Raw genomic sequence first — 23,704 nt, 5'->3', positions numbered from 1 at the left:
CAGGTTTCATCAAAGTAGGGGTTGCGTCGCATGTGTGGCATCGTCGGTATCGTCGGTAAGTCGAACGTCAATCAGGCGCTGTATGACGCGCTAACCGTTCTCCAGCATCGCGGCCAGGACGCTGCCGGCATCGTGACCAGCCATGATGGCCGGCTGTTCCTGCGCAAGGACAACGGCCTGGTGCGCGATGTCTTCCAGCAGCGGCACATGCAGCGTCTGGTCGGGCACATGGGTATCGGGCACGTGCGCTACCCGACGGCGGGCAGCTCGACCTCGGCCGAGGCCCAGCCGTTCTACGTCAACTCGCCCTACGGCATCACCCTGGCGCACAACGGCAACCTGACCAACGTCGAACAGCTGGCCAAGGAGATCTACGAGTCGGACCTGCGTCACGTCAACACCAACTCCGATTCCGAAGTGCTGCTCAACGTGTTCGCCCATGAGCTGGCCGTGCGCGGCAAGCTGCAGCCGACCGAAGAAGACGTGTTCGCGGCCGTGTCCCACGTGCACAGCCGGTGCGTCGGCGGCTATGCGGTGGTGGCGATGATCACCGGCTACGGCATCGTCGGCTTCCGCGACCCCCACGCCATTCGCCCGATCGTCTTCGGCCAGCGTCACACCGACGAAGGCGTGGAGTACATGATCGCCTCGGAAAGCGTGGCCCTGGACGTGCTCGGCTTCACCCTGATCCGCGACCTGGCGCCGGGCGAAGCGGTCTACATCACCGAAGACGGTCAGCTGCACACCCGTCAGTGCGCCACCGCGCCGACCCTCACGCCGTGCATCTTCGAGCACGTCTACCTGGCCCGTCCGGACTCGATCATCGACGGCGTCTCGGTGTACAAGGCACGCCTGCGCATGGGCGAGAAGCTGGCCGACAAGATCCAGCGCGAGCGCCCGGACCATGGCATCGACGTGGTCATCCCGATCCCCGACACCAGCCGCACGGCGGCGCTGCAGTTGGCCAACCACCTGGGCGTCAAGTTCCGCGAAGGCTTCGTCAAGAACCGCTACATCGGCCGGACCTTCATCATGCCGGGCCAGGCCGCCCGCAAGAAGTCGGTGCGCCAGAAGCTCAACGCCATCGAGCTGGAGTTCCGCGGCAAGAACGTGATGCTGGTGGACGACTCGATCGTGCGCGGCACCACCTGCAAGCAGATCATCCAGATGGCCCGCGAGGCCGGCGCCAAGAACGTCTACTTCTGTTCCGCCGCCCCCGCCGTGCGTTACCCCAACGTCTACGGCATCGACATGCCGAGTGCCCATGAACTGATCGCCCATAACCGTACCACCGAACAGGTGGCCGAGTTGATCGGCGCCGACTGGCTGGTCTACCAGGACCTGCCGGACCTGGTGGAATCGGTCGGTGGCGGCAAGATCAAGATCGAGCAGTTCGATTGCGCGGTGTTCGACGGCCACTACGTGACCGGCGACGTCGACGAGGCCTACCTCGATCGCATCGAGCAATCGCGCAACGACACCGCCAAGGTCAAGCACCAGGCGGTCAGCGCGATCATCGACCTGTACAACAACTGATTCTGGGAGCAGGGCATGTCGGATCAATGGGAGGCCGGGCGGCTGGACAGCGACCTCGAGGGTGTCGGTTTCGACACCCTGGCGGTACGCGCCGGCCAGCACCGCACACCTGAAGGCGAGCACAGCGAGGCGGTGTTCTTCACCTCCAGCTACGTCTTCCGCACCGCCGCCGATGCCGCGGCGCGGTTTGCGGGTGAAGTGCCGGGTAACGTCTACTCACGCTATACCAACCCGACGGTCAGGGCCTTCGAAGAGCGCCTGGCCGCCCTCGAAGGCGCCGAACAGGCCGTCGGCACGTCCACCGGCATGGCGGCGATCCTGGCCACGGTGATGGCGCTGTGCAGTGCAGGCGACCATGTGCTGGTCTCGCAAAGCGTGTTCGGCTCGACCATCAGCCTGTTCGAGAAGTACTTCAAGCGCTTCGGCGTCCAGGTGGACTACGTCCCGCTGGCCGACCTGGACGGCTGGCAGCAGGCGCTCAAGCCCAACACCCGGCTGCTGTTCGTCGAGTCGCCCTCCAATCCGCTGGCCGAGCTGGTGGACATCGCCGGGCTGGCCGCCATCGCCCAGGCGCACGGCGCGCTGCTGGCGGTGGACAACTGCTTCAGCACGCCGGCCCTGCAGCAGCCGCTTGCCCTGGGGGCGGACATCGTCATCCATTCGGCGACCAAGTTCATCGATGGCCAGGGCCGTTGCATGGGCGGGGCCGTCGCCGGGCGCGCCGAGCTGATGAAGGAGGTGGTCGGCTTCCTGCGCACCGCAGGGCCGACCTTGAGCCCGTTCAACGCCTGGGTGTTCCTCAAGGGGTTGGAGACGCTCAAGCTGCGCATGCGTGCCCACTGCCAGAGTGCCCAGGCACTGGCCGAATGGCTGACCCAGCAGCCCGGTATCGAGCGGGTGCACTATGCCGGCCTGCCGAGCCATCCCCAGCACGAACTGGCCAAGCGCCAGATGAGCGGCTTCGGCGCGGTGGTGAGCTTCGAGGTCGAGGGTGGCAAAGAGGGCGCCTGGCGCTTCATCGATGCGACGCGGCTGGTGTCGATCACCACCAACCTGGGCGACAGCAAGACCACCATCGCGCACCCGGCCACCACCTCCCACGGGCGTCTGACGCCTCACGAGCGTGAAGCGGCGGGCATCCGTGACAGCCTGATCCGCGTGGCGGTGGGGCTCGAGGACGTGGCCGACCTGCAGGCCGACCTGGCACGGGGGTTGGCCGCGCTGTGATCGACTGGAAAGGCGGCGAGGCCAGCCACAATGGTCGCGTGGCCCTGGTCACCGGGGCTGCGCGCGGCATCGGTCTGGGCATCGCGGCCTGGTTGATCTGCGAGGGCTGGCAGGTGGTCCTGAGCGACGTGGACCGCAAGCGCGGCGCCAAGGTGGCCAAGGCATTGGGCGACAATGCCTGGTTCGTCTCCATGGACGTCGCCGATGAAAAGGACGTGGTGACCGGCGTGGCCCAGGTGCTGGGCCAGTTCGGTCGCCTGGACGCCCTGGTGTGCAACGCGGCCGTCGCCGACCCTCACAGCGGCACGCTCGAGAGCCTGAGCCTGTCGCAGTGGAACCGGGTGCTGGCGGTCAACCTGAGTGGGGCCATGCTGCTGGCCAAGCACTGTGCGCCTTATCTGCGCGCTCACGGCGGCGCCATCGTCAACCTGGCCTCGACCCGCGCCCATCAATCCGAACCCGACACCGAAGCCTATGCCGCGAGCAAGGGCGGTCTGGTGGCGCTGACCCATGCGCTGGCCGTCAGCCTGGGGCCGGAGATCCGTGTCAACGCCGTCAGCCCCGGCTGGATCGATGCACGCGATCCCTCCCAGCGCCGTGCCGAGCCACTGGACAGCGCGGACCATGCCCAGCATCCGGTCGGGCGCGTGGGCACCGTCGAGGACGTCGCCGCACTGGTCGCCTGGCTGCTGTCCAGCCAGGCATCGTTCGTGACGGGGCAGGAATACGTGGTCGACGGCGGCATGACGCGGAAGATGATCTACGCCTGATGGTCAGGGGGAGGGCAGTGTGCGCCTCTCCCATGACTGCATAACGCTCGCTGCGCTTCTCAAGGCGATGACGCTCTCTTTGCCTTCCCTCATCTCCCCGACCTGCCGTGAAGCTGCCCGCGCAGCCCCTGCAAGACTCTGTGCAGCTGAAAGACCACCTCGACCCCAGCGACAACCGCTCATCCCCCTTGCGCCTCACTCCACGCCCATATGCTCAGCTTGCAGCTTGCAGCTCCTCGCTCCCCACCTCAGCCCCCAAACGCCACCTACCCAATTTCATCTTTTTTAAAAAAAATTCAACAGGGGTGTTGACTTAGCGTCGGTACCTGCGTAAATTTCGCGGCCTCAGCGAAGCAAACGCAACAAGCGGGTGATTAGCTCAGCCGGGAGAGCATCTGCCTTACAAGCAGAGGGTCGGCGGTTCGATCCCGTCATCACCCACCACTTCACTGAGATGTTCCTGACCCAGCCGATTCGCAAGATGACGCTAATTGAGAGGAACCGGACGCAAGTCCACATGCGCAGCGGTAGTTCAGTCGGTTAGAATACCGGCCTGTCACGCCGGGGGTCGCGGGTTCGAGTCCCGTCCGCTGCGCCACTTTTTATCCAGATGGGTGCTTGCACCGGTCTGAGGTCGGAAGCAAAGGTAGAAGGTTTACCCGCGCTTTCAGGCCAGATCCCAGTTTCAATCGGGCGCAAGCCTGAGCGATACGCAGCGGTAGTTCAGTCGGTTAGAATACCGGCCTGTCACGCCGGGGGTCGCGGGTTCGAGTCCCGTCCGCTGCGCCATATCCGCTTCGAGGTCACTGAACGCCTTGAAGCACAGAAAAAGCGACCTTCGGGTCGCTTTTTTTGTTTCTGCTGGCTGTCCACCGTCCCCCGGATAGATGGCCTCGCGCTTGACGATGTTCATGGACGAATGGTTTCAGCAGGCGCGTGATGTCATGCACAATACCCGTCCGCCTTGTCCCGGAATCCGTAATGTCTGGAAAACCGCTCCTCAGTACGCTTGGGTTGGCTCTGCTGCTGGCAGGCCTGGCAGGTTGTGCCTCGAAAAAAGCCGCCATCTACGAACATGAGCATTTCGACGACTCAGGCACCTTTTCACGTGCCTTCTCGGTGAACGAAGCCAGTTCCTGCGAAGCGGCACGACGGGCATTGCTGAGTCAGGGCTACATCATCACCAGCAGCAGCGCCAACCAGGTCGCGGGCAACAAGAGCTTCCAGCAGAACAGCGAGAACCATCTGCAGATCAGCTTCAACATCACCTGCGCGCCGGACAGTGCCGATACCGGCGGCTCCACCTTGTTCGCCAACGCCCTGCAGGATCGCTACAGCCTCAAGAAGTCCAACACCTCGGCCAGCCTCGGGGTAGGGGTGCTGGGGTCGGTGTCGATGCCGATCGGCTCGAGTGATGACTCGATGGTCAAGGTCGCCAGTGAAACCGTGACCGCGCCGCAGTTCTACGAGCGTTACTTCGCGCTGGTGGAAAGCTACCTGCCCAAGCCGCGCAAGGTCGCTGCCAAGGCAGCGCCCGTCGATCCACCCGCGGCGGCCCCTTCGCTTGGCCTGCCGGGGCCGGCTGCGACGTCCCTGGCGCCTGAGCCGGTGTCGTCTGTCCCAGCAGTCGCGCCCGTCGAGACGTCACGGCCTGAGGCCTCGACGCCTGTGCCGGAGGTGACCCAGGCCACGGCTGTCGAGTCACCTGCCGTCGATTCGAGCGCTCGGAGTTCCCAGAACAGCCAAGACACTCAGGTCGCTGCTCCGGCTGTGACCGACACGCCCACTACTTCCGCCGCGTCAGTGCCAGCGCCCGACGAACAGCAAGGTTCGCAACCCATAGCGCCGCCTGCCGACGCTGCCCCGATTCAGGTCCAGGAACCGGAGCCCACACCGGAAACCGCACCGCCAACGCCAACGCCAACGTCAGCAGAGACGCCCGCAGAGACGCCTGGCGTTTCCCCGTGAGCCGGAACGTCGTCCATCCTTGAAATGGCCTGATACAAGCAGGCTAGACCCTCTGGCGAACCCTGGCGCGCCTGATCGCTCATAACATTGTCATGGTGCTTTCATCATCGCGCTGTAGCGTGATGCCATGACACCGTCCCATGAATCGATCAGGAGCCAGACCCATGGATGATTATCAGGAAGAGCTGCTCGAGTCCCGCGCCGTCGAATTCGACACGGCCGAGCCGGCCGAAGACGCCACCGAGCTCTAGTCGACCTGGACGACGCCGCGCTGCTCGCGTCGGTAGTCGCCTGGCGTCTTGCCGGTCCAGCGTTTGAACGCGCGCTGGAACGCCTCGGCCGAAGCGAACCCCAGCAGGTAGGCGATCTCGCCGAAGCTCGAAGCGGTATCCCGAATGTAGGCTTCGGCCAGGTCGCGTCGTGTGTCGTTGAGCAACGCACGAAACAGTGTGCCCTCATCGGCCAGCCGACGCCGTAGGGTCCAGGCCGGCAGCTGCAGGTGCCGGGCAACGGTCTGCAGGTCCGGTTCCCGTCCACCGCTGAGCAAGGGGCCAAGGCAGCGGGTGACGTGCTCCGACACGCTGCGCAGACGCGTGCGCTGTTCCAGTTCCGCTTCGCATAGCTGCAGCAGATGCTGCCAGGTGCCCGGACAATGCCAGGGGTTGGGCAGGTCCAGAAGCGTCTGGCTCAGGTGCAACCGGTTGCTGGGCGCCGCGAAGCGCACGCTCGAGGTGCAGAGCGGGGCGTAATGCGCCGCGTAGTCAGGGGCTTCGAAGGCGATCTCCAGCCGGTCGGCTCGCACCGGCACGGTCACCAGGCCACTGAGCTGGGCCAGCCAGCCGCTCAGGACCGAGTCGACCACGAACCGGTTGTAGTCGTTGTACGGGTCGATGGCGTAGAAACACAGCCAGGCACCCTGTGCATCGGCCTGGTAGGACGATTGCCCGCGGTAGTTGACGGCGTACAGCGGTTCGAAGCGCAGCAGGGTGCGTGCGGCTTCGCTCAGGGTCGGTGCCTGGGCGGCAGCCATGCCCGCCAGGCCGGCCTGGGGCAGGCGGCTCAGGCGGCCCATGTGCAGGCCCAGGGCGGGCTCGCCACTCAACGACAACGCGGCATGCCCCAGGTGCATGTAGCGAGGGATCGACAGCCGTGCGCCAGGTTGCGCCAGACGCTCGTCACCCAGGCCATAACGTTGCAGCAATGCTTTGCCGTCGTGCCCCAGCTCCGTCAAGGCCTCGGCCAACGGCAGGGTGAAGGCCACCGACAGGTCACCCAGGCGTACCCGTGGGGTCGGCATGGGTTACAGCCAGACGTTCAACAGGCGCGCGCCTGCATGGGGCGGGCCGCCGAGGGATTGACCGTCGACCCCAGCGAAGCCTTGCCCGTCGCTGCCCATGTCCCAGAACTGGCCGCGCAGGAAGACCGTCATGCGCGTCGCCGGGTTGGACGGTGCGCCGACCAGCGTCTGCCAGGCGGCCTGCTCGCTGACCTCGCCCGGTTTCAAAGGTAGTTGAGCGCTCGCCGATTGATGGCGATTACCACGCCAGGGGGCCGTCCAACGGTCGCGCCCGCCCAGAAAGGCTGGGTTGGCGACCAGATCGACCGACTGCGTGGCCAGCTGCTGCTGGTTCTGGGGGTACCAGCTGTCGCTGCCGACCAGGACACCCAACGTGCCTGCCGGGGTGGCGAAGGTCTGCAACGGCTGCGCCTGCTCGCCCTGGATGAAGCGCCGCACATCGCTGTCGGGAAAGCGCTGGCGTTGCGGCTGCCCCAGGACCGCTCCCGTGGCATCGAACACCACGCTGCAGTTGAACAAGGCGCCCGTGCCCGGGTACAGCCTTCCCTGCTCGGCGTAGGGGGCCGGTAGCACGATCGAGCCGGCCACCAAGGTCACGGCGAACTCCTTGGCCAGCCCGCCGAACAGGGCCTGGTAGTCGGCCGCCATCTGCCCGGCCTTCATGCGCAGGTGCGCATCGCCGCGACGGTCCTCGCCCTCGGCCATCAGGACCGCCAGCCCATAGCGGACCGGGTTGCTGATCTCCAGCCACTGCAAGGCCTCCCGGCGTTGCGTCACCTGGTACAGCTCGTTCTTTTCGCCACGCGCCCAGAGCCACGTGCCCACGTGTTCCGGCAGCACCACCACGGTTCTGGGGGTCAGCATGCCCAGGGCCTTGGCCTGCTCGAGGTAGGCGGCCAGCTTGCGGTGCAGACGTTGCAGGTTCTGGTAGTCGACCGGGTAGAGCAGCGGCTCGATCCCCAGCAAATTGCCCCGTTCGCCGGGCGTGCCGTGATCGAGCGCAACGGTGATGCGAAGATCGGACAGGTAGTGGCCTTCCGGGCGCTGCAGCGTCCAGATGCCATAGCTGCCCAGGGCAAGAAGAAGCGCCAGTGCGAATGCACCGACCAAGAATTTACGCATGTGGACGTCACTGAAAAGAACGGCGCCATGCCGCGTTCGTCATCGGCCGATCAGCCCTCGGGATCGCCGACGGGCGACAGAGCGAGCGGCCAGCCTGGTGGCTCACCATACCATCGCGAGCAGGGCAGGTCATGCGTGGGCACAGGGCGTGCAGGCAAGGGCATGCTGGAATGGAGGGGAAAACCGGAACGCGAAGGTACCCCATCCTTCGGCGAAACGCTGACTGGGCAGAGGGCGTCAGTCGCGGGCGGTTGTCAGCGGCGTCGCGAAACCACCCGTCACGAGCTGCCGTGGATCGGCAACGGCCAGCTGATCACCGATCAGCGTGTTGAAGTCCTGCATGGACCAGGGCTTGGGCAGGAAGTCGACGTTCGGGGGCAGGGGAGAGGCCAGCTTGTTGTGGTAACCGCTCATGACCACGATGTTCAGGCCAGGGGTCTGTTGCCGGGCCAGGCAGGCCAGTTCGAGCCCGTCGAGCTTGCCGGGCGTTCTGACGTCGGTGAGCAGCAGGGCCCAGGGCTGGCGAGTGAGCATGGCCGCGCCTTCATCGGCCGTGGCAACGGCCGTCACGTCGGCGCCCAGGTCTTCCAGGGCCATGACGATCAGTTCTCGAAGACTGGGCTCGTCTTCGATCAGCAGCACAGTCGGTGACGCTTTCATAATGATGAGTGATTCCATGTTGCATCGGGCGCCAAGCGCTTCTCCCATGGCTAACGGCATGCGGACTCCTCGCTTGCGGGCACGGCACAGCGCCATTGAACGCGCTTACAAACGAGTCTGACACCCGCGGATGGCATTAGATTCCCTGAACCTTCGTCTCGACGCGCACAAAACGTCTTGATGGGGCCGATAGAGACAGGCACCGGGACAGATTGCCGTCGACTGCCCACCGCGTGGGGGACGCTGTCCCACGGTCGATACCCATTCAGGCCGTATCGTTGTATGGCCTGGCGCACGGGCCGACGGCCGGTCGCCGAAGACCGAAATCAGGGTCGGCAAACGGATGGCGAGTCGTTTAGAGCATGAGCCGGGACGGTCCCAGAACAGGCGATGCCAGGACCGACGCCGATAATCCCGAGGCGACCGTGGCACAGGTTCGAAAGGGCCTGGCAGCGGCAGCGGCGACACAACAAAAACAACCGCAAAGGGGCTCAGATGGCGACGCAACCGAACGACGAGGCCATGGGCCTCGGTGTGACCGACCCTTCCAACACCGCCGAGGCTCGGCAGGACCGTTCGCTCGAGGGCCGGCTCGACGGCTGGGTGTTCGGCGTGACCAGCATCATCGCCGTGGCCTTCATCCTGTGGGGCTTCCTCAACCAGGCCAACCTCGCCGCCAGCGCATCCACGGCCCAGTCCTGGGTCATCGTGAACTTCGGCTGGTTCTTCGTGCTCACCTCGAGCCTCATCGTGGCCTTCGTGCTGTGGCTGGCAGCCAGCCGGTACGGACGGATCCCGCTCGGGTGCGATGGCGAGGTGCCGGAGTTTCGTACCATTTCCTGGGTGGCCATGATGTTCAGCGCCGGCATGGGCATCGGCCTGATGTTCTTCGGCGTCGCCGAGCCGCTTTCGCACTACGTCAATCCACCGCCCGGCACCGTGGCAGGCCAGTCCAACGAAGCGTTGCAGGTGGCGATGGCTACCACGCTGTTCCACTGGACGCTGCACCCCTGGGCCATGTACGCCATCGTCGGGCTGGTGATCGCCTACGGCACGTTCCGTCGGGGCCGCTCGCAACTGATCTCCGCCGCCTTCCGGCCGCTGATCGGCCGGCACGCCAATGGCCCGGCCGGGCGCATGATCGACATGATGGCCATCTTCGCCACGCTGTTCGGCTCGGCCGCCTCGCTCGGCCTGGGCGCTCTGCAGATCGCCGGTGGGCTCGAGTACAACGGCTGGATCGAGCACCCCGGCAAGCTGCTGCACATCCTCATCATCACGATTCTCACCGTAGCCTTCGTGGCCTCGGCGGTTTCCGGCATCGGCAAGGGCATCCAGTGGCTGTCCAACACCAACATGGTGCTGGCCCTGGTGCTGGCGCTGTTCGTGTTCATGGTCGGGCCGACCTTGCTGATGCTCAACCTGTTGCCGACCTCGATCGGCATCTACGTCAAGCTGCTGCCGGAAATGATGGCCCGCACCACGGCCAGCGGCGGCGCGCAGATGGGTGACTGGCTGGCCGGCTGGACGGTGTTCTACTGGGCCTGGTGGGTCTCCTGGACGCCCTTCGTCGGCATGTTCATCGCCCGCATCAGCCGCGGCCGCACCATCCGCCAGTTCGTCAGCGGCGTGCTGCTGGTGCCCAGCCTGGTCAGCCTGATCTGGTTCGCCATCTTCGGCGGCGCCAGCATCGATGCCTTGCGCGAGGGGGCCTTCCAGCTCACCAATGGCGCGGTCAACAGCAACCATGCGCTGTACGAGCTGCTGGCCACCTACCCCTGGGCATCGGTGACTTCGGTGCTGGTGATGATCCTGGTGGGTATCTTCTTCGTCTCGGGGGCCGACGCCGCCTCGCTGGTCATGGGGACGCTGTCCGAGCACGGCACCACCGAGCCTTCACGGCGGACGGTGATCTTCTGGGGCGGGCTGACCGGCACGGTCGCGGCGATCATGCTGGCGATCGGCGATCCGTCCGACCCGGGTTCGGCCCTGACCGGGCTGCAGAACCTCACCATCGTGGTGGCGCTGCCGTTCGTCATCGTGATGGTCCTGCTGTGCCTGGCCCTGTACCGCGATCTGCGCAAGGACCCGATGATGCTGCGGCACCTGCGCGGCAGCGAGCTGATCGAAAAGGCCGTGCTGTATGGCGCGGTGAAGCACGGCGAGGAGTTCCACATCGTGGTCAAGGAAACCAAGGTCGCGCCTGCACCGGTTCCAGCCGAGAAGCCGGCGCCGCTCTCGGAGCATTGACCAGACTCAGGTCGGCGCACGCTGTCCGATACGATCAGAAAGTTGTCACTTTCGGTCATTGAGGCGCGTGCGCGGGCTGGGTAATGTCGGCGCATGACGACAGGCCCGACCGACAAGGTGCCTGCGTTCCGTGTTCGCCGACTCTGGAGATGCCTCGATGGCCGCCGCCCCTTACCCCCACCTGTTGGCCCCGCTGGACCTGGGCTTTACCACCCTGCGCAACCGCACGTTGATGGGGTCGATGCACACCGGGCTGGAGGAACGCCCGGAAGGCTTCGAGCGCATGGCGGCGTACTTCGCCGAGCGCGCCCGGGGCGGGGTAGGCCTGATGGTGACGGGCGGCATCGCGCCGAACGAGGAGGGCGCGGTGTACGCCGGGGCGGCCAAGCTCACCACCGAGCAGGAGGCCGAGCGCCACCGCGTGGTGACCGAGGCGGTGCACCAGGCCGGCGGCAAGATCTGCCTGCAGATCCTGCATGCCGGGCGTTACGCCTACAGCCCCAAGCAGGTCGCGCCCAGCGCCATTCGCGCCCCGATCAACCCGTTCACGCCCCACGCGCTGGACGAGGAGGGTATCGAGAAGCAGATCGCCGATTTCGTCCGCTGCGCCGAGCTGGCCCAGTTCGCCGGCTACGATGGCGTCGAGATCATGGGCTCGGAAGGCTACTTCATCAACCAGTTCCTGGTGACCCAGACCAACCAGCGTGACGACCGCTGGGGCGGCAGCTATGCCAATCGCATGCGCCTGGCGGTGGAGATCGTGCGCCGTGTGCGCGAGGCGGTCGGTGTGCGTTTCATCCTGATCTTCCGCCTGTCGATGCTCGACCTGGTGCAGCAGGGCAGCGACTGGGACGAGGTGGTGACGCTGGCTAAGGCCATCGAGCAGGCCGGTGCCACGCTGATCAACACCGGCATCGGCTGGCACGAGGCGCGCATTCCGACCATCGCCACCAAGGTGCCGCGCGCGGCGTTCACCCAGGTCACCGCCAAGTTGCGCGGCGAGGTGGGGATCCCTCTGATCACCACCAACCGCATCAACACGCCTGAGGTGGCCGAGGCCGTGCTGGCGGCTGGCGATGCCGACATGGTCTCCATGGCGCGACCGTTCCTCGCCGACCCCGAGTTCGTCAACAAGGCCGCCGCCGGCCTGGCCTCGCGCATCAACACCTGCATCGGCTGCAACCAGGCCTGCCTGGACCACACCTTCGCCGGCAAGCTGACCAGTTGCCTGGTCAACCCCCGTGCCTGCCATGAAACCGAACTCACCTACGTGCCGACCCGGCAGCCACGCCGTATCGCCGTGGTGGGCGCCGGACCGGCGGGGCTGGCCTGCGCCAGCGTGGCCGCCGAGCGCGGGCACCAGGTGACACTGTTCGACGCGGCGTCCGAGATCGGCGGCCAGTTCAACGTGGCCAAGCGCGTGCCGGGCAAGGAGGAGTTCGCCGAGACCCTGCGCTATTTCGAGCATCGCCTGCGTGACCTGGAGGTGCAGGTGCGCCTGGGGCAGCGGGTCGATGCCGAAACGCTGCGGGCCGAGGGGTACGACGAGGTGGTGCTGGCCACCGGGATCTCGCCACGGGTGCCGGCGATTCCGGGAATCGATCACCCCAAGGTGCTGAGCTACCTGGACGTGCTGCGCGAAGGCCGTCCGGTCGGGCCGCGTGTCGCGGTGATCGGGGCCGGCGGCATCGGGTTCGACACCAGCGAGTACCTGGTGCACGCCGGACCTGCCACCAGCCTGGACCGCGACGCCTTCTGGGCCGAGTGGGGCATCGACACCCGGCTCGAAGCACGCGGCGGGGTGGCGGGCGTGACGCCGCGTCCGGCACCGGCGGCGCGCGAGGTCTACCTGTTGCAGCGCAGCGCCTCCAAGGTCGGCGATGGCCTGGGCAAGACCACCGGGTGGATCCACCGGGCCGGCCTGAAGCAGCGCGGGGTGCACATGCTCAACAGCGTGGAATACCTGAAGATCGACGATGCCGGCCTGCACGTACGCATCGCTGGGGGTGAACCCCAGGTGCTGGAGGTCGACAACGTGGTGATCTGCGCCGGCCAGGAACCCCTGCGCGACCTGTACGAGGCGCTGGTCGCCAGCGGACAGTCAACCCACCTGGTCGGCGGCGCGGACGTGGCGGCCGAGCTCGATGCCAAGCGGGCCATCAACCAGGCCTCGAGGCTGGCGGCCACGTTGTGACGTGAGGCGCTGGACAATCGCTCGAAGCGGACGGCGGTCGCTTGCTACACTCGCGCGCCCTTCGCCCGCTTGATGTCCATGAACACGGATTGCTTCGAACTGCCACCTGCGCCACTCCAGCCCCTGAACCTGCCCTGGCTCGCCGCCGCCGGGGTCGAGGTCGGCATCTTGCGCCTGGACCTGGTCGATCCGCTGATCACCGGCAACAAGGGCTTCAAGTTGCGTGACCACCTGATGCAGGCACGGCGTGCGGGTGCGCCTGGCGTGATGAGCCTGGGCGGCAACCATTCCAATCACCTGCACGCCCTGGCGGCGGCCGGCAAGCGCTTCGGCTTCGCCACCGTCGGCCTGCTGCGGGGCGAGTATCAGGACACGCCCACGGTGCGCGACCTCGAAGCCTTCGGCATGCACCTGCACTGGTTGGGGCATGCCGGCTATCGCGCCCGACATCATGCCGACTTCTGGCTCCCCTGGCAGGCGCGCTATCCCGGCTGGCACTGCATTCCCGAAGGCGGGGGTGGTCCATTGGGCCTGGGTGGCTGCGCGGTGCTCTTGGAGCACGTCCGTCTACAACTGCCACAACTGGGCTGGGACGACCACGACGTCTGGTGGCTGGCGGTCGGGACCGGCACCACGCTGGCAGGCCTGGTGCAGGCCGAGCAGGGGTGTCGCATGGTGCATGGCGCTCTGGCCGTGCCTGCTCGTTACGGGGTAGCGCATGATGTCCAGGCGCTGGTGGGCGAGGGCGGTTATCGCCTGCACGAGGCCTGCGGAGCGGGGTTCGGCCGGGTCGACCCGGCCCTGCGGCAGTTCATGGACGACTGCGAACGTGACAGCGGCGTGCCTCTGGAGGGGGTGTATACCGGCAAGGCGTTGATGGCGTTGCAGCGTGAGGTCGGGTCAGGTGGATTCGCGCCGGGCACGCGTATGGTGTTCGTGCACACCGGAGGGCTGCAGGGACGGCGGGGGTATGAAGCGTAGGCAGGTTCTCCCCGGACCTTTGCAGCCTGCCGAGCAAGCAACGCGGTAAGCATCCTGTGGGAGTTCGCCTGCCGCCTTGGCGCCGCGCTGTCGCGCAAAGAACATGGCGATAGCTGGCAGGATCCGAAGCTTCATTGCTGATCGATTTTAGGGCCGCTTTGCGGCCCATCGCGGCCGGTCCGGCGCCCCGGCTGGGGCCGCTCCTACACCCGTAGCCCCACCGTGGGGTTGCAGGCTATCACGGTCACCTGTGGGAGATTCTATGGTAATTGCCAAGCGCTTAAGCGGCTTTGGGACGATATTCCTCTCCGCTTCTGATCAGGGCAAAGACCACTCGAGCCAGCTTGCGGGCCAGCATGACCAGGACTTGAGTCTTTTTAAAACCGCGGCTCTGCTTGTCTTCGTAAAACGTTTTCCAAGCAGCTGTCCTGCCTGCTGACATCGCCGCGTTGTGCAGCAAACGACGGACCTCTGGATCGCCTCGTTTGGTCAACGTCGAGCGTTCTTTTTTCTTGCCCGACTGAGCCACTCGCAGGTCCATTCCTAGAAAGGCGATAAAGGCATCGGCACTCTTGAACTCGCCTCGCTGGTAGGTGGCGACCAAACGCGCAGCGGTAAGAAAACCAATACCTTCAACTTTCATACACTGCTTTACTAACGGCATCAGTCCTGCCTGGTCGAGCAGCTTCTTGATCATGTTTTCAATGAGGTCTTCAAGGCGCTTCATCGAGGTGAGCTGGGACTTCAAAAGGCTCTTGAGCAGCGGCTCACCCTCCCAGCTCAGTCTCAGCGCTGTACGCGTCTGGACGAGCATCGCGCGCCTGCGAAACAGGCTGACAAGGTCGCGATAGAGCGTCGAAGGTGGGATCCAGGGGCTAAGGTTGACGCCTTCGTTCTTGAGGTACCGGGCCAGTACCCTTGCATCGATCGGGTCGGTCTTGGCGCGTGAACCAATACCTTTTCGGTAGTGACTCAGGGCATAACCATCCATCAAGTAAAGGGTATGTCCTGCTTCATGGACCATATCGGTAAACAGCAGGTGATAGACATTGGTGGCTTCGATTGCAATCGAGACCTTTCCGTGTAATGCCTTGATCCATTGCTTGATGGCCGTCTTGTTGTTGGCAATAGTGCTCAACTGTCCGGAGCTGTCTTCGTAAATGACGAGTTCAGCCTTAGCAACGTCGACGCCTATGATCGTGCTGTGTTCGGATGATGGCATTGCCATGAGCGCGTCTCCGCAGGTAAGGTCTAAGGGCTTGAAGGGCCACCCAGAGGCGCAGGCTTGTACTTTCGTCGGTCAAAACCGGAAGCATTCCTTATCGGCGCTTGGGTGAAGGGAGGAGGGGCGAAATCTCCCACGGTCTGTACTGCGCGAACAGTCAGAAGCGGATCTAGTCCCTCCTCCTCCCTTCAAGTCCTACCATACAAGCGGCCCCTGTGCCGCGATTGGGCCCGCAGGGCCCACAAAGCATGAAATCATGCCTTCGCGTTGAAACGGACACCGTCCGTTCTACGACAGACCGGCAGGTGGCCTCAGCCAACCCCGCGCACTCCCGGCTCCGCCATCGGCGCTGGCCAGCCCTGCGCCACCAGAAACACGCGCTCGGCCTCGACCCAGTGCCTTGCATCATCCGCCACCAGGCGTACCAGCAGGCGTGCGTCGGCATCGGGTTGTAACGTCTCCAGCCAGGGTTCGAACGGCGGCATCGCCGCCAGCGCCGTCGCCTCGACACGAAAAGGCGCCAGCCAGCGTTCGCGCGGCAGCACCTGCCACACACCCGCGCCAGTCGCGGCACGGTAAGCCGCGAAATCGTCCCGGCGTACCCAATGGCCCTTCAGATGCGCCGGATGGCTGCCCGTCGGCGGGCTTGTCTGTCCAGGCCAGGGATAGAACAGGTAACCGCCAAGCCACAGGTGCGAACGCACCGCGCCGATGCCCAGTGCCTCCAGCGCCACGCGGCTCTCAGGCCGGGACGCCATCGGCAGTTGGTGCCCGATCAGGTGATCGAGCTTGCTGCCGAGCCGATCATGACAGCCCGGCCCGAGCCAGCGCTGCGCCTCATGACCGTCCCCGGTCGTCGGGCCCAGGTAGAACTTGATCGCCAGCTCCAGATGGTGCACCCCGTCACGGTCGCGCAGCAGCACGTCCAGTTCTCCCAAGGTCTGCCGACCCTGGCGGATGGGCAGGTTGGCCGCCAGCATTTCGATGCCAGGTGCCTGGTGAAGCGCGAACTGCCAGAGCCCTTCGTAGTACACCCCCAGGCGCCGGCTGCGGGACTGCGCCAGCCAGGCCTGCAGCGCTCGACTGTCCTCGTCCAGCGCGTTGAGCCAATCGACCAGGGCGTCAGGGTCGTGCGCCCAGTCGCTCCCGGTCAGCGGGTGGCGTTGCGGCCCCGGGGCCTCGCGCAGCAACGCCGGGGCCTCGCGCAGCAACGCCGGGGCGACGAGTGTCCAGGCCAGGTCGCGGACCAGCGGCTGGCGCAGGGCGAGGGGCAGGGCGGCGAGGGAGGCGAAAGGCGTCATGCTGCGAGCATAGCCGGTTTGCCGCCGGCCGACGCTTTCGACCATACTTCCAGGCATCCGGCGCCTGACGCCCTTTCACCTGTCGCACAGTCTTGCAGGAGTTCCATGGAGCAGTTTCGCAATATCGGTATCATCGGGCGCCTTGGCAGTTCGCAGGTACTCGACACCATCCGCCGGCTGAAGACCTTCCTGGTCGAACGCCACCTGCACGTGATCCTCGAAGACACCATCGCCGAAGTCCTGCCGGGCCACGGCCTGCAGACCTCCAGCCGCAAGATGCTCGGTGAGGTCTGCGACCTGGTGATCGTGGTCGGCGGCGACGGCAGCCTGCTGGGTGCCGCCCGCGCTCTGGCCCGTCACAACACACCGGTGCTGGGGATCAACCGCGGCAGCCTGGGCTTTCTGACCGACATCCGTCCGGACGAACTGGAAGTGAAGGTCGCCGAAGTGCTCGACGGCCACTACCTGGTCGAGAACCGCTTCCTGCTGCAAGCCGAGGCGCGCCGCCATGGGGAGGCCATCGGCCAGGGCGATGCGCTCAACGACGTGGTCCTGCACCCCGGCAAGTCGACCCGGATGATCGAGTTCGAGATCTACATCGACGGCCAGTTCGTCTGCAGCCAGAAGGCCGACGGCCTGATCGTCGCCACGCCCACCGGTTCGACCGCCTATGCGCTGTCGGCCGGCGGGCCGATCATGCACCCCAAGCTCGACGCCATCGTCATCGTGCCGATGTACCCCCACACCCTGTCGGGGCGCCCGATCGTGGTCGACGGCAACAGCGAGCTGAAGATCGTGGTGGCCAAGGACATGCAGATCTACCCGCAGGTGTCCTGTGACGGCCAGAACCATTTCACCTGCGCGCCAGGCGACACCATCACGGTCAACAAGAAGTCGCAGAAGCTGCGCCTGATCCACCCGCTGGACCACAACTACTACGAGGTGTGCCGCACCAAGCTGGGCTGGGGCAGCCGTCTGGGCGGCAGGGGCGACTGATGCTCGATCCGGCGCGAGGCTTCGACATCATCGGCGACGTGCACGGTTGTGCCCTGACGCTCGCCCACCTGCTCGACACCCTGGGCTACCAGAAGACCAACGGGGTGTGGCGGCATCCGCGTCGACAGGCCCTGTTCCTGGGCGACATCGTCGACCGCGGGCCACGGATCCGCGAAGCCCTGCACCTGGTGCACGCCATGGTCGAGGCCGGACAGGCGCACTGCATCATGGGCAACCATGAGTTCAACGCCCTGGGCTGGATGACACCCGCGCTGCCGGGAAGCGGCAAGACCTTCGTGCGCGAGCACACGCCGCGCCATGCCCGGCTGATCGACGACACCTTGAGCCAGTTCGCCCAGCATCCGGGCGAATGGCAGGCCTTCGTCCAGTGGTTCCAGCAGTTGCCCCTGTTCCTCGACGCCGGTCGCTTCCGTCTGGTGCATGCCTGCTGGGATGCCGCGCTGATCGAACGGTTGCGCGCGCAGTACCCCGAAGGGCGGGTCGACGAGCACTTCATCCAGGCGTCCTCGGTGCCCGGCAGCTTCGCCGCCACGGTCTGCAACCGACTGCTGCGCGGCACCGACATGCGCCTGCCGGACGGCCTGACGCTGACCGGGGGCGATGGCCTGACCCGCGCCTTCTTCCGCACCAAGTTCTGGGAAGACGACCCGCAGACCTATGGCGACATCGTGTTCCAGCCCGACGCGCTGCCCGACGAGGTGGCCCGCACACCGCTGGACCCTACGCAGAAGAACGCGCTGCTGCGCTATGGCCTGGACGAGCCGCTGCTGTTCGTCGGCCATTACTGGCGCAGTGGTCGGCCGGCGGCGATCCGGCCCAACCTGGCCTGCCTGGACTACAGCGCCGTGCTCTACGGCAAGCTGGTAGCCTACCGCCTGGACGCGGAAACCAGCATCGACCCGCGCAAGTTCGTCTGGGTCGATGTCGATCGCCCGCAGGGGGCACGGTGAGCGCGGCGCAGGCCTTGCGCCTGCCGCTGGACGTCGACCTGTCGGGGTTCATCGACCTGTTACGGCGCCTGCAGGTGCCGCACCGGGTCAGCCTCGAGGGCGAAGAGCAGGTGCTCTGGGTGCCCCAGGCCCAGGCCGAGGACGTGCGTGACCTGTACCAGCGTTTTCCCGACGGCCAGGCCGAGGTGCAGGCGCCGCTGACCCTCGAGGCCGATCCCCAGCCGCCGGCACGTGGCAGCCTGGCCGAGCAGGCGCGAGGAACCTGGATGTGCAGCCTGGTGCTGATCGTCAGCCTGGTGGTGGCCATCGTCACCGGGCTGGGCGACAACCTGTCGACGGTACGCTGGCTGACCTTCCTCGGGTTCCAGGTGCAGGGCGACTACCTGCAGTTCACCTCGCTGGCGCAAGGGTTGAGCGAAGGGCAGTGGTGGCGACTGGTGTCGCCGATCTTCCTGCATTTCGGCTTCCTGCACCTGTCGATGAACGCGCTGTGGTTCTGGGAGCTGGGCCGGCGCATCGAACAGCGCCAGGGGTCGTGGGTCCTGCTGGGGCTGACCCTGTGCTTCGGCCTGGTGTCGAACCTGACGCAGCACCTGGCCAGCGGCCCCACGCTGTTCGGTGGCCTGTCGGGTGTGCTGTTCGGGCTGCTGGGCTACCTCTGGCTGTTCCAGCGCCTGGCGCCGAACGAGGCGTTCCGTCTGCCGCGCGGCACCTTGGCGAGCATGCTGATCTGGCTGCTGGTGTGCCTGTCCGGGGTGATCAGTGCCTTGGGTATGGGCGCCATCGCCAATGCCGCCCACGTCAGCGGGCTGCTGGTCGGTTGTCTGGCCGGGCTCTTGGGCGGGGCGCTGGCTCGGCGTAGACTGTCGCACTGACTCAGGCTTTCTGGAGACGCCATGTCCACCTTCACGCAAATGATCGAAAACATCACCCCGGAAATCTACGAAAGCCTGAAGACGGCCGTGGAGCTGGGCAAGTGGTCCGATGGCCGGCGCCTGACCCAGGAGCAGAAGGAGCTGTCGATGCAGGCGGTGATCGCCTGGGAACTGCAGAACCTGCCCGAGGACCAGCGCACCGGCTACATGGGCGTCCAGGAATGTTCGTCGAAGTCCACGCCCATCCCCAACATCCTGTTCAAGTCGGACTCGGTACATTGATCGAACTCGCTCGTGGCTCGTTGAGCAAGATGACCGCGCGCCTCGACGCGCCTGTCGTGCAGTACCACTTTCGCCTTGGCGATCACGAGGTCGCGGTCAACCCGCTGATCGGCCAGCGCCTGCGCCTCGAATACCTGGGCGCCATCCACTGTACCCATTGCGGGCGGCGGACCAAGACCAGCTTCAGTCAGGGCTACTGCTACCCGTGCATGACTCAGCTGGCCCAGTGCGATGTCTGCATCATGGCGCCGGAGCGCTGCCACTACGACGCCGGTACCTGCCGTGACCCGTCCTGGGGCGAGCAGTTCTGCATGACCGACCATGTGGTGTACCTGGCCAATTCGTCCGGCATCAAGGTCGGCATCACCCGGGCCACCCAGCTGCCGACCCGCTGGCTCGACCAGGGCGCCAGCCAGGCGCTGCCGATCCTGCGCGTGGCCACCCGTCAGCAGTCGGGCCTGGTCGAAGACCTGCTGCGCACCCAGGTATCGGACCGCACCAACTGGCGCACGCTGCTCAAGGGCGAGGCCGAAGTACTCGACCTGCCGGCCCTTCGCGACCAGTTGCTCGACACCTGCGGCGAAGGCCTGCGCGCCTTGCAGGACCGGTTCGGCCTGCAGGCCATCCAGCTGCTGCCCGATGCCGAGGTGGTGCAGATGCGCTATCCGGTCGAGGCCTACCCGACCAAGGTGGTCAGCTTCAACCTGGACAAGAACCCGGTGGTCGAAGGCACGCTGAAGGGCATCAAGGGCCAGTACCTGATCTTCGACACCGGTGTGATCAACATTCGCAAGTACACGGCCTACCAGCTCGCCGTGCTTCAGTAAAAGGACCGCCGCATGCCTACCGCACAACCGCACGTGATCTACCTCAAGGACTACCAGGCGCCCGACTACCTGATCGACGAGACGCACCTGACTTTCGAGCTGTTCGAAGACCACAGCCTGGTGCACGCGCAACTGATCCTGCGCCGCAACCCGGCGCGCGGGGCCGGGCTGCCGCCGCTGGTGCTGGACGGCCAGCAGCTGGAGCTGCTGTCGGTGCAGCTGGACGACCGTTCGTTGGAGGCCGGCGAGTACCAGGTGGACGCCGACAGCCTGACCCTGCAGCCGAGCGCCGAGCGGTTCGTGCTCGACACCAGCGTGAAGATCCACCCGGAGACCAACACCGCGCTCGAGGGGCTGTACAAGTCCGGCACGATGTTCTGCACCCAGTGCGAGGCCGAGGGCTTCCGCAAGATCACCTACTACCTCGACCGTCCGGACGTGATGAGCCGCTTCACCACCACGGTGATCGCCGAGCAGCAGCGTTACCCGATCCTGCTGTCCAACGGCAACCCGATCGGCCATGGCCCGGCCGAAGACGGTCGGCACTGGGCGACCTGGGAAGACCCGTTCGTCAAGCCGGCCTACCTGTTCGCCCTGGTGGCCGGCGACCTCTGGTGCGTGGAGGACACCTTCACTCGCCAGTCCGGGCGTGACGTGGCCCTGCGCATCTATGTCGAGCCGGAGAACATCGACAAGTGCGACCACGCCATGGTCAGCCTGAAGAAATCGATGCGCTGGGACGAGGAGGTCTATGGCCGCGAGTACGACCTGGACATCTTCATGATCGTCGCGGTCAACGACTTCAATATGGGCGCCATGGAAAACAAGGGCCTGAACATCTTCAACTCCAGCTGTGTGCTGGCCCGTGCCGAAACCGCCACGGACGCCGCCCACCAGCGGGTCGAGGCCGTGGTCGCGCACGAGTACTTCCACAACTGGTCGGGCAACCGTGTCACCTGCCGCGACTGGTTCCAGCTGTCGCTCAAGGAAGGCTTCACGGTGTTCCGCGACGCCGAGTTCAGCGCCGACATGAACTCGCGCACGGTCAAGCGCATCGAGGACGTCGCCTACCTGCGCACCCACCAGTTCGCCGAGGATGCCGGCCCCATGGCCCACCCGGTGCGCCCGGACAGCTTCATCGAGATCTCCAACTTCTACACCCTGACGGTGTACGAGAAGGGCGCTGAAGTCGTGCGCATGGTCAGCACCCTGCTGGGCGCCGAAGGCTTCCGCAAGGGCAGCGACCTGTACTTCGAGCGTCATGACGGTCAGGCCGTGACCTGCGACGATTTCATCCAGGCCATGGAAGACGCCAACGGGGTCGACCTGACCCAGTTCAAGCGCTGGTACACCCAGGCTGGCACGCCACGCCTGGAGGTCAGCGAGCAGTACGATGAGGCGACCCAGCGTTACAGCCTGATCTTCCGCCAAGGCTACCCGCAGACGCCCGACAAGGCCGAGAAGCAACCGTTCGTGATCCCGGTCGAGCTGGGCCTGCTGGATGCCGAAGGCCGTGACCTGCCGCTGCGCCTGGTGGGCGAGTCGGACGCGATCCATGGCAGCCGTGTGCTGTCGGTGACCGAGGCCGAGCAGACCTTCACCTTCGAGGGCCTGGCGGCCAAGCCGCTGCCCTCGCTGCTGCGTGGTTTCAGCGCGCCGGTCAAGCTGAGCTTCCCGTACGACCGCGACCAGCTGATGTTCCTGATGCAGCATGACAGCGATGGGTTCAACCGCTGGGAGGCCGGTCAGCAGCTGTCGGTGCAGGTGTTGCAGGAGTTGATCGGCCAGCACCAGCGCGGCGAAGCGCTGGCGCTCGACCCGCGCCTGATCACCGCGCTGGGTACCGTGCTCGGTAACGTATCACTGGATCCGGCAATGGTCGCCGAGATGCTCTCGCTGCCGGGTGAGGCCTATCTCACCGAGATCAGCCAGGTGGCCGACGTGGACGCCATCCACGCGGCGCGCGAGTTCGCTCGCCAGCAGATCGCCACGCAGCTGTTCGATGCCCTGTGGGCACGCTACCAGGCCAACCGCGAGGTCTCGCGTGCCACCCCGTATGTGGCCGCTGCCGAACACTTCGCCCGTCGCAGCCTGCAGAACATCGCGTTGTCGTATCTGATGCTCAGCGGCAAGCCCCAGGTGCTGGAGGCGACCCTGGAGCAGTTCGACCAGTGCGACAACATGACCGAGCGTTTGACCGCGCTGGCCGTGCTGGTCAATTCGCCGTTCGAGGCAGAGCGGGCCAAGGCACTGGAAAGCTTCGCCGAGCACTTCAAGGACAACCCGCTGGTCATGGACCAGTGGTTCAGCGTCCAGGCGGCGAGCACGCAGCCTGGCGGGCTGGCGCGGGTCAAGGCGTTGATGCAGCACCCGGCGTTCACCTTGAAGAACCCGAACAAGGTGCGGGCGCTGATCGGTGCCTTCGCCGGGCAGAACCTGATCAACTTCCATGCGATCGATGGATCGGGCTATCGCTTCCTGGCCGACCTGGTGATCGAGCTGAACGCGCTCAACCCGCAGATCGCCTCGCGACTGCTGGCCCCGCTGACCCGCTGGCGCAAGTACGGCGAGCAGCGTCAGGCGCTGATGAAGGGCGAATTGGAGCGGATTCTCGCCTCCGGCGCGCTGTCCAGCGATGTGTACGAGGTGGTGAGCAAGAGCCTGGCGTAAGAGGGGAGGGTTGGCCGGGTAGCGCTTCTCGACCTGGACAGCCATGCCTCCTTCTGACAGGTAGCCGTGGATTGGGCTCGGAGCTGGCTGGCCAGCGCAGGGTCCGATCCAGCGTCGCCTGCATCGCGGGCAAGCCCGCTCCCACAGGATGCTTGCACAGCCCTGCTTGTTGGGAGACTGCAGGGGGCCGTGTGGGAGCTGGCTTGCCAGCGATAGGGCCCAAGCAGACACTGCCTGCCTTGCAGGCAAGCCCGCTCTCACAGGATGCTCGCACAGCCCTGCTTGTTGAGAGGCTGCAGGGAGCCATGTGGGAGCTGGCTTGCCAGCGATAGGGCCCGAGCAGACACTGCCTGCCTTGCAGGCAAGCCCGCTCCCACAGGATGCTTGCACAGCCCTGTTTGTTGGGAGACTGCAGGGGGCCCTGTGGGAGCTGGCTTGCCAGCGATAGGGCCCGAGCAGACACTGCCTGCCTTACAGGCAAGTACGGTCTTGCAGAGTGGATTGCATCCCTTCAACCCTGCCTGGCTGAGCACGCCTTGCCATGGACTGGAG

At 65.7% G+C, this 23,704-nt stretch carries 16 protein-coding genes, 3 tRNA genes and 2 pseudogenes; 16 read left to right on the top strand and 5 right to left on the bottom strand.

All coding sequences use genetic code 11. The annotated features are described in order from the left end of the window. Nucleotides 1–30: 30 nt before the first annotated feature. The 7 genes and pseudogenes from APT63_14135 to APT63_14105 all read left to right on the top strand — a co-directional run bounded on the left by APT63_14135 (nt 31) and on the right by APT63_14105 (nt 5,414). A complete protein-coding gene (locus APT63_14135) occupies nt 31–1,536 on the top strand; it encodes an amidophosphoribosyltransferase (GenBank protein ID AMA46664.1) in 1,506 nt (501 codons plus the stop codon). Nucleotides 1,537–1,551: 15 nt separating this feature from the next. Beyond that, entirely contained in the window at nt 1,552–2,763 is a 1,212-nt protein-coding gene (locus APT63_14130; protein AMA46663.1) for an O-succinylhomoserine sulfhydrylase, read from the top strand. Continuing rightward, nucleotides 2,760–3,533 carry an oxidoreductase gene (locus tag APT63_14125; GenBank protein ID AMA46662.1) on the top strand — a complete coding sequence of 258 codons (774 nt, stop codon included), beginning with the start codon at nt 2,760–2,762 and terminating at the stop codon, nt 3,531–3,533. The genes APT63_14130 and APT63_14125 overlap by 4 nt, the downstream gene beginning before the upstream one ends. Before the next feature lie 368 nt (nt 3,534–3,901). Continuing rightward, nucleotides 3,902–3,977: transfer RNA gene (locus APT63_14120), tRNA-Val, on the top strand. Nucleotides 3,978–4,054: 77 nt separating this feature from the next. Further along, nucleotides 4,055–4,131 (top strand) — tRNA-Asp (locus APT63_14115). 114 nt (nt 4,132–4,245) lie between these two features. After that, nucleotides 4,246–4,322: transfer RNA gene (locus APT63_14110), tRNA-Asp, on the top strand. A gap of 192 nt (nt 4,323–4,514) precedes the next feature. Beyond that, nucleotides 4,515–5,414, top strand: a pseudogene (locus APT63_14105) (hypothetical protein). 334 nt (nt 5,415–5,748) lie between these two features. Here APT63_14105 and APT63_14100 read toward each other — a convergent pair. The 3 genes and pseudogenes from APT63_14100 to APT63_14090 all read right to left on the bottom strand — a co-directional run bounded on the left by APT63_14100 (nt 5,749) and on the right by APT63_14090 (nt 8,598). Next, a complete protein-coding gene (locus APT63_14100) occupies nt 5,749–6,798 on the bottom strand; it encodes an AraC family transcriptional regulator (protein AMA46661.1) in 1,050 nt (349 codons plus the stop codon). A 3-nt stretch (nt 6,799–6,801) separates the two neighbouring features. Further along, complete coding sequence (locus APT63_14095; protein ID AMA46660.1) at nt 6,802–7,920, bottom strand: carbon-nitrogen hydrolase; 1,119 nt, start codon at nt 7,918–7,920, stop codon at nt 6,802–6,804. A 339-nt stretch (nt 7,921–8,259) separates the two neighbouring features. Beyond that, nucleotides 8,260–8,598 (bottom strand): annotated as a pseudogene (locus APT63_14090) (hypothetical protein). Nucleotides 8,599–9,075: 477 nt separating this feature from the next. Between APT63_14090 and APT63_14085 the strand changes: the two are divergent. The 3 genes from APT63_14085 (at nt 9,076) to APT63_14075 (ending at nt 14,005) form a co-directional block, all read left to right on the top strand. Further along, nucleotides 9,076–10,830 carry a choline transporter gene (locus APT63_14085; protein ID AMA46659.1) on the top strand — a complete coding sequence of 585 codons (1,755 nt, stop codon included), beginning with the start codon at nt 9,076–9,078 and terminating at the stop codon, nt 10,828–10,830. Nucleotides 10,831–10,987: 157 nt separating this feature from the next. Beyond that, nucleotides 10,988–13,024 carry an NADPH-dependent 2,4-dienoyl-CoA reductase gene (fadH, locus tag APT63_14080; GenBank protein ID AMA46658.1) on the top strand — a complete coding sequence of 679 codons (2,037 nt, stop codon included), beginning with the start codon at nt 10,988–10,990 and terminating at the stop codon, nt 13,022–13,024. A gap of 78 nt (nt 13,025–13,102) precedes the next feature. Beyond that, nucleotides 13,103–14,005 (top strand): 1-aminocyclopropane-1-carboxylate deaminase, encoded by a 903-nt coding sequence (locus APT63_14075; GenBank protein AMA46657.1) that lies wholly within the window; start codon nt 13,103–13,105, stop codon nt 14,003–14,005. A 280-nt stretch (nt 14,006–14,285) separates the two neighbouring features. On the opposite strand, the gene APT63_14070 is transcribed toward APT63_14075, so the two are convergent. Together APT63_14070 and APT63_14065 are read right to left on the bottom strand one after the other, a co-directional pair. Then, complete coding sequence (locus APT63_14070; protein AMA46656.1) at nt 14,286–15,233, bottom strand: transposase; 948 nt, start codon at nt 15,231–15,233, stop codon at nt 14,286–14,288. Nucleotides 15,234–15,541: 308 nt separating this feature from the next. Further along, nucleotides 15,542–16,531: a cobalt chelatase gene (locus APT63_14065; protein ID AMA47903.1), complete on the bottom strand. Its 990-nt coding sequence runs from the start codon at nt 16,529–16,531 to the stop codon at nt 15,542–15,544. Nucleotides 16,532–16,636: 105 nt separating this feature from the next. Here APT63_14065 and ppnK point away from each other — a divergent pair, with 105 nt between their 5' ends. The 6 genes from ppnK to pepN are packed head-to-tail and all read left to right on the top strand — an operon-like array spanning nt 16,637 to nt 23,152. Next, nucleotides 16,637–17,527: an NAD(+) kinase gene (gene ppnK, locus APT63_14060; protein ID AMA46655.1), complete on the top strand. Its 891-nt coding sequence runs from the start codon at nt 16,637–16,639 to the stop codon at nt 17,525–17,527. Beyond that, on the top strand, nt 17,527–18,498 hold the full coding sequence (locus tag APT63_14055) for a serine/threonine protein phosphatase (GenBank protein ID AMA46654.1): 972 nt from the start codon (nt 17,527–17,529) through the stop codon (nt 18,496–18,498). Before ppnK ends, APT63_14055 begins: the two co-directional genes overlap by 1 nt. Next, a complete protein-coding gene (locus APT63_14050) occupies nt 18,495–19,373 on the top strand; it encodes a rhomboid family intramembrane serine protease (GenBank protein ID AMA46653.1) in 879 nt (292 codons plus the stop codon). Before APT63_14055 ends, APT63_14050 begins: the two co-directional genes overlap by 4 nt. Before the next feature lie 21 nt (nt 19,374–19,394). After that, complete coding sequence (locus APT63_14045) at nt 19,395–19,655, top strand: hypothetical protein (GenBank protein AMA46652.1); 261 nt, start codon at nt 19,395–19,397, stop codon at nt 19,653–19,655. Continuing rightward, nucleotides 19,652–20,482, top strand: coding sequence for a hypothetical protein (locus APT63_14040; protein ID AMA46651.1), 831 nt, complete (start codon nt 19,652–19,654; stop codon nt 20,480–20,482). The genes APT63_14045 and APT63_14040 overlap by 4 nt, the downstream gene beginning before the upstream one ends. Before the next feature lie 12 nt (nt 20,483–20,494). Further along, the gene (gene pepN, locus APT63_14035; protein AMA46650.1) at nt 20,495–23,152 is read left to right on the top strand and encodes an aminopeptidase N; all 2,658 of its coding nucleotides are present in this window, start codon (nt 20,495–20,497) and stop codon (nt 23,150–23,152) included. The last annotated feature ends 552 nt before the right edge of the window (nt 23,153–23,704 follow it).

The sequence above is a fragment of the Pseudomonas monteilii genome (assembly GCA_001534745.1).
Taxonomy (GTDB): domain Bacteria; phylum Pseudomonadota; class Gammaproteobacteria; order Pseudomonadales; family Pseudomonadaceae; genus Aquipseudomonas; species Aquipseudomonas alabamensis.
Note: the sequence above shows the minus strand (reverse complement) of the source record. Positions and strands in the feature narration are given on the sequence as shown.

Excerpts from the sequence above, each read along its gene's own strand:
- APT63_14070 (AMA46656.1), bottom strand. The coding sequence starts at position 15,233 with ATGGCAATGCCATCATCCGAACACAGCACGATCATAGGCGTCGACGTT.
- APT63_14100 (AMA46661.1), bottom strand. The coding sequence starts at position 6,798 with ATGCCGACCCCACGGGTACGCCTGGGTGACCTGTCGGTGGCCTTCACC.
- APT63_14135 (AMA46664.1), top strand. The coding sequence starts at position 31 with ATGTGTGGCATCGTCGGTATCGTCGGTAAGTCGAACGTCAATCAGGCG.
- APT63_14075 (AMA46657.1), top strand. The coding sequence starts at position 13,103 with ATGAACACGGATTGCTTCGAACTGCCACCTGCGCCACTCCAGCCCCTG.
- APT63_14130 (AMA46663.1), top strand. The coding sequence starts at position 1,552 with ATGTCGGATCAATGGGAGGCCGGGCGGCTGGACAGCGACCTCGAGGGT.
- APT63_14055 (AMA46654.1), top strand. The coding sequence starts at position 17,527 with ATGCTCGATCCGGCGCGAGGCTTCGACATCATCGGCGACGTGCACGGT.
- APT63_14085 (AMA46659.1), top strand. The coding sequence starts at position 9,076 with ATGGCGACGCAACCGAACGACGAGGCCATGGGCCTCGGTGTGACCGAC.
- APT63_14065 (AMA47903.1), bottom strand. The coding sequence starts at position 16,531 with ATGACGCCTTTCGCCTCCCTCGCCGCCCTGCCCCTCGCCCTGCGCCAG.
- APT63_14095 (AMA46660.1), bottom strand. The coding sequence starts at position 7,920 with ATGCGTAAATTCTTGGTCGGTGCATTCGCACTGGCGCTTCTTCTTGCC.
- fadH (AMA46658.1), top strand. The coding sequence starts at position 10,988 with ATGGCCGCCGCCCCTTACCCCCACCTGTTGGCCCCGCTGGACCTGGGC.
- APT63_14045 (AMA46652.1), top strand. The coding sequence starts at position 19,395 with ATGTCCACCTTCACGCAAATGATCGAAAACATCACCCCGGAAATCTAC.
- pepN (AMA46650.1), top strand. The coding sequence starts at position 20,495 with ATGCCTACCGCACAACCGCACGTGATCTACCTCAAGGACTACCAGGCG.
- ppnK (AMA46655.1), top strand. The coding sequence starts at position 16,637 with ATGGAGCAGTTTCGCAATATCGGTATCATCGGGCGCCTTGGCAGTTCG.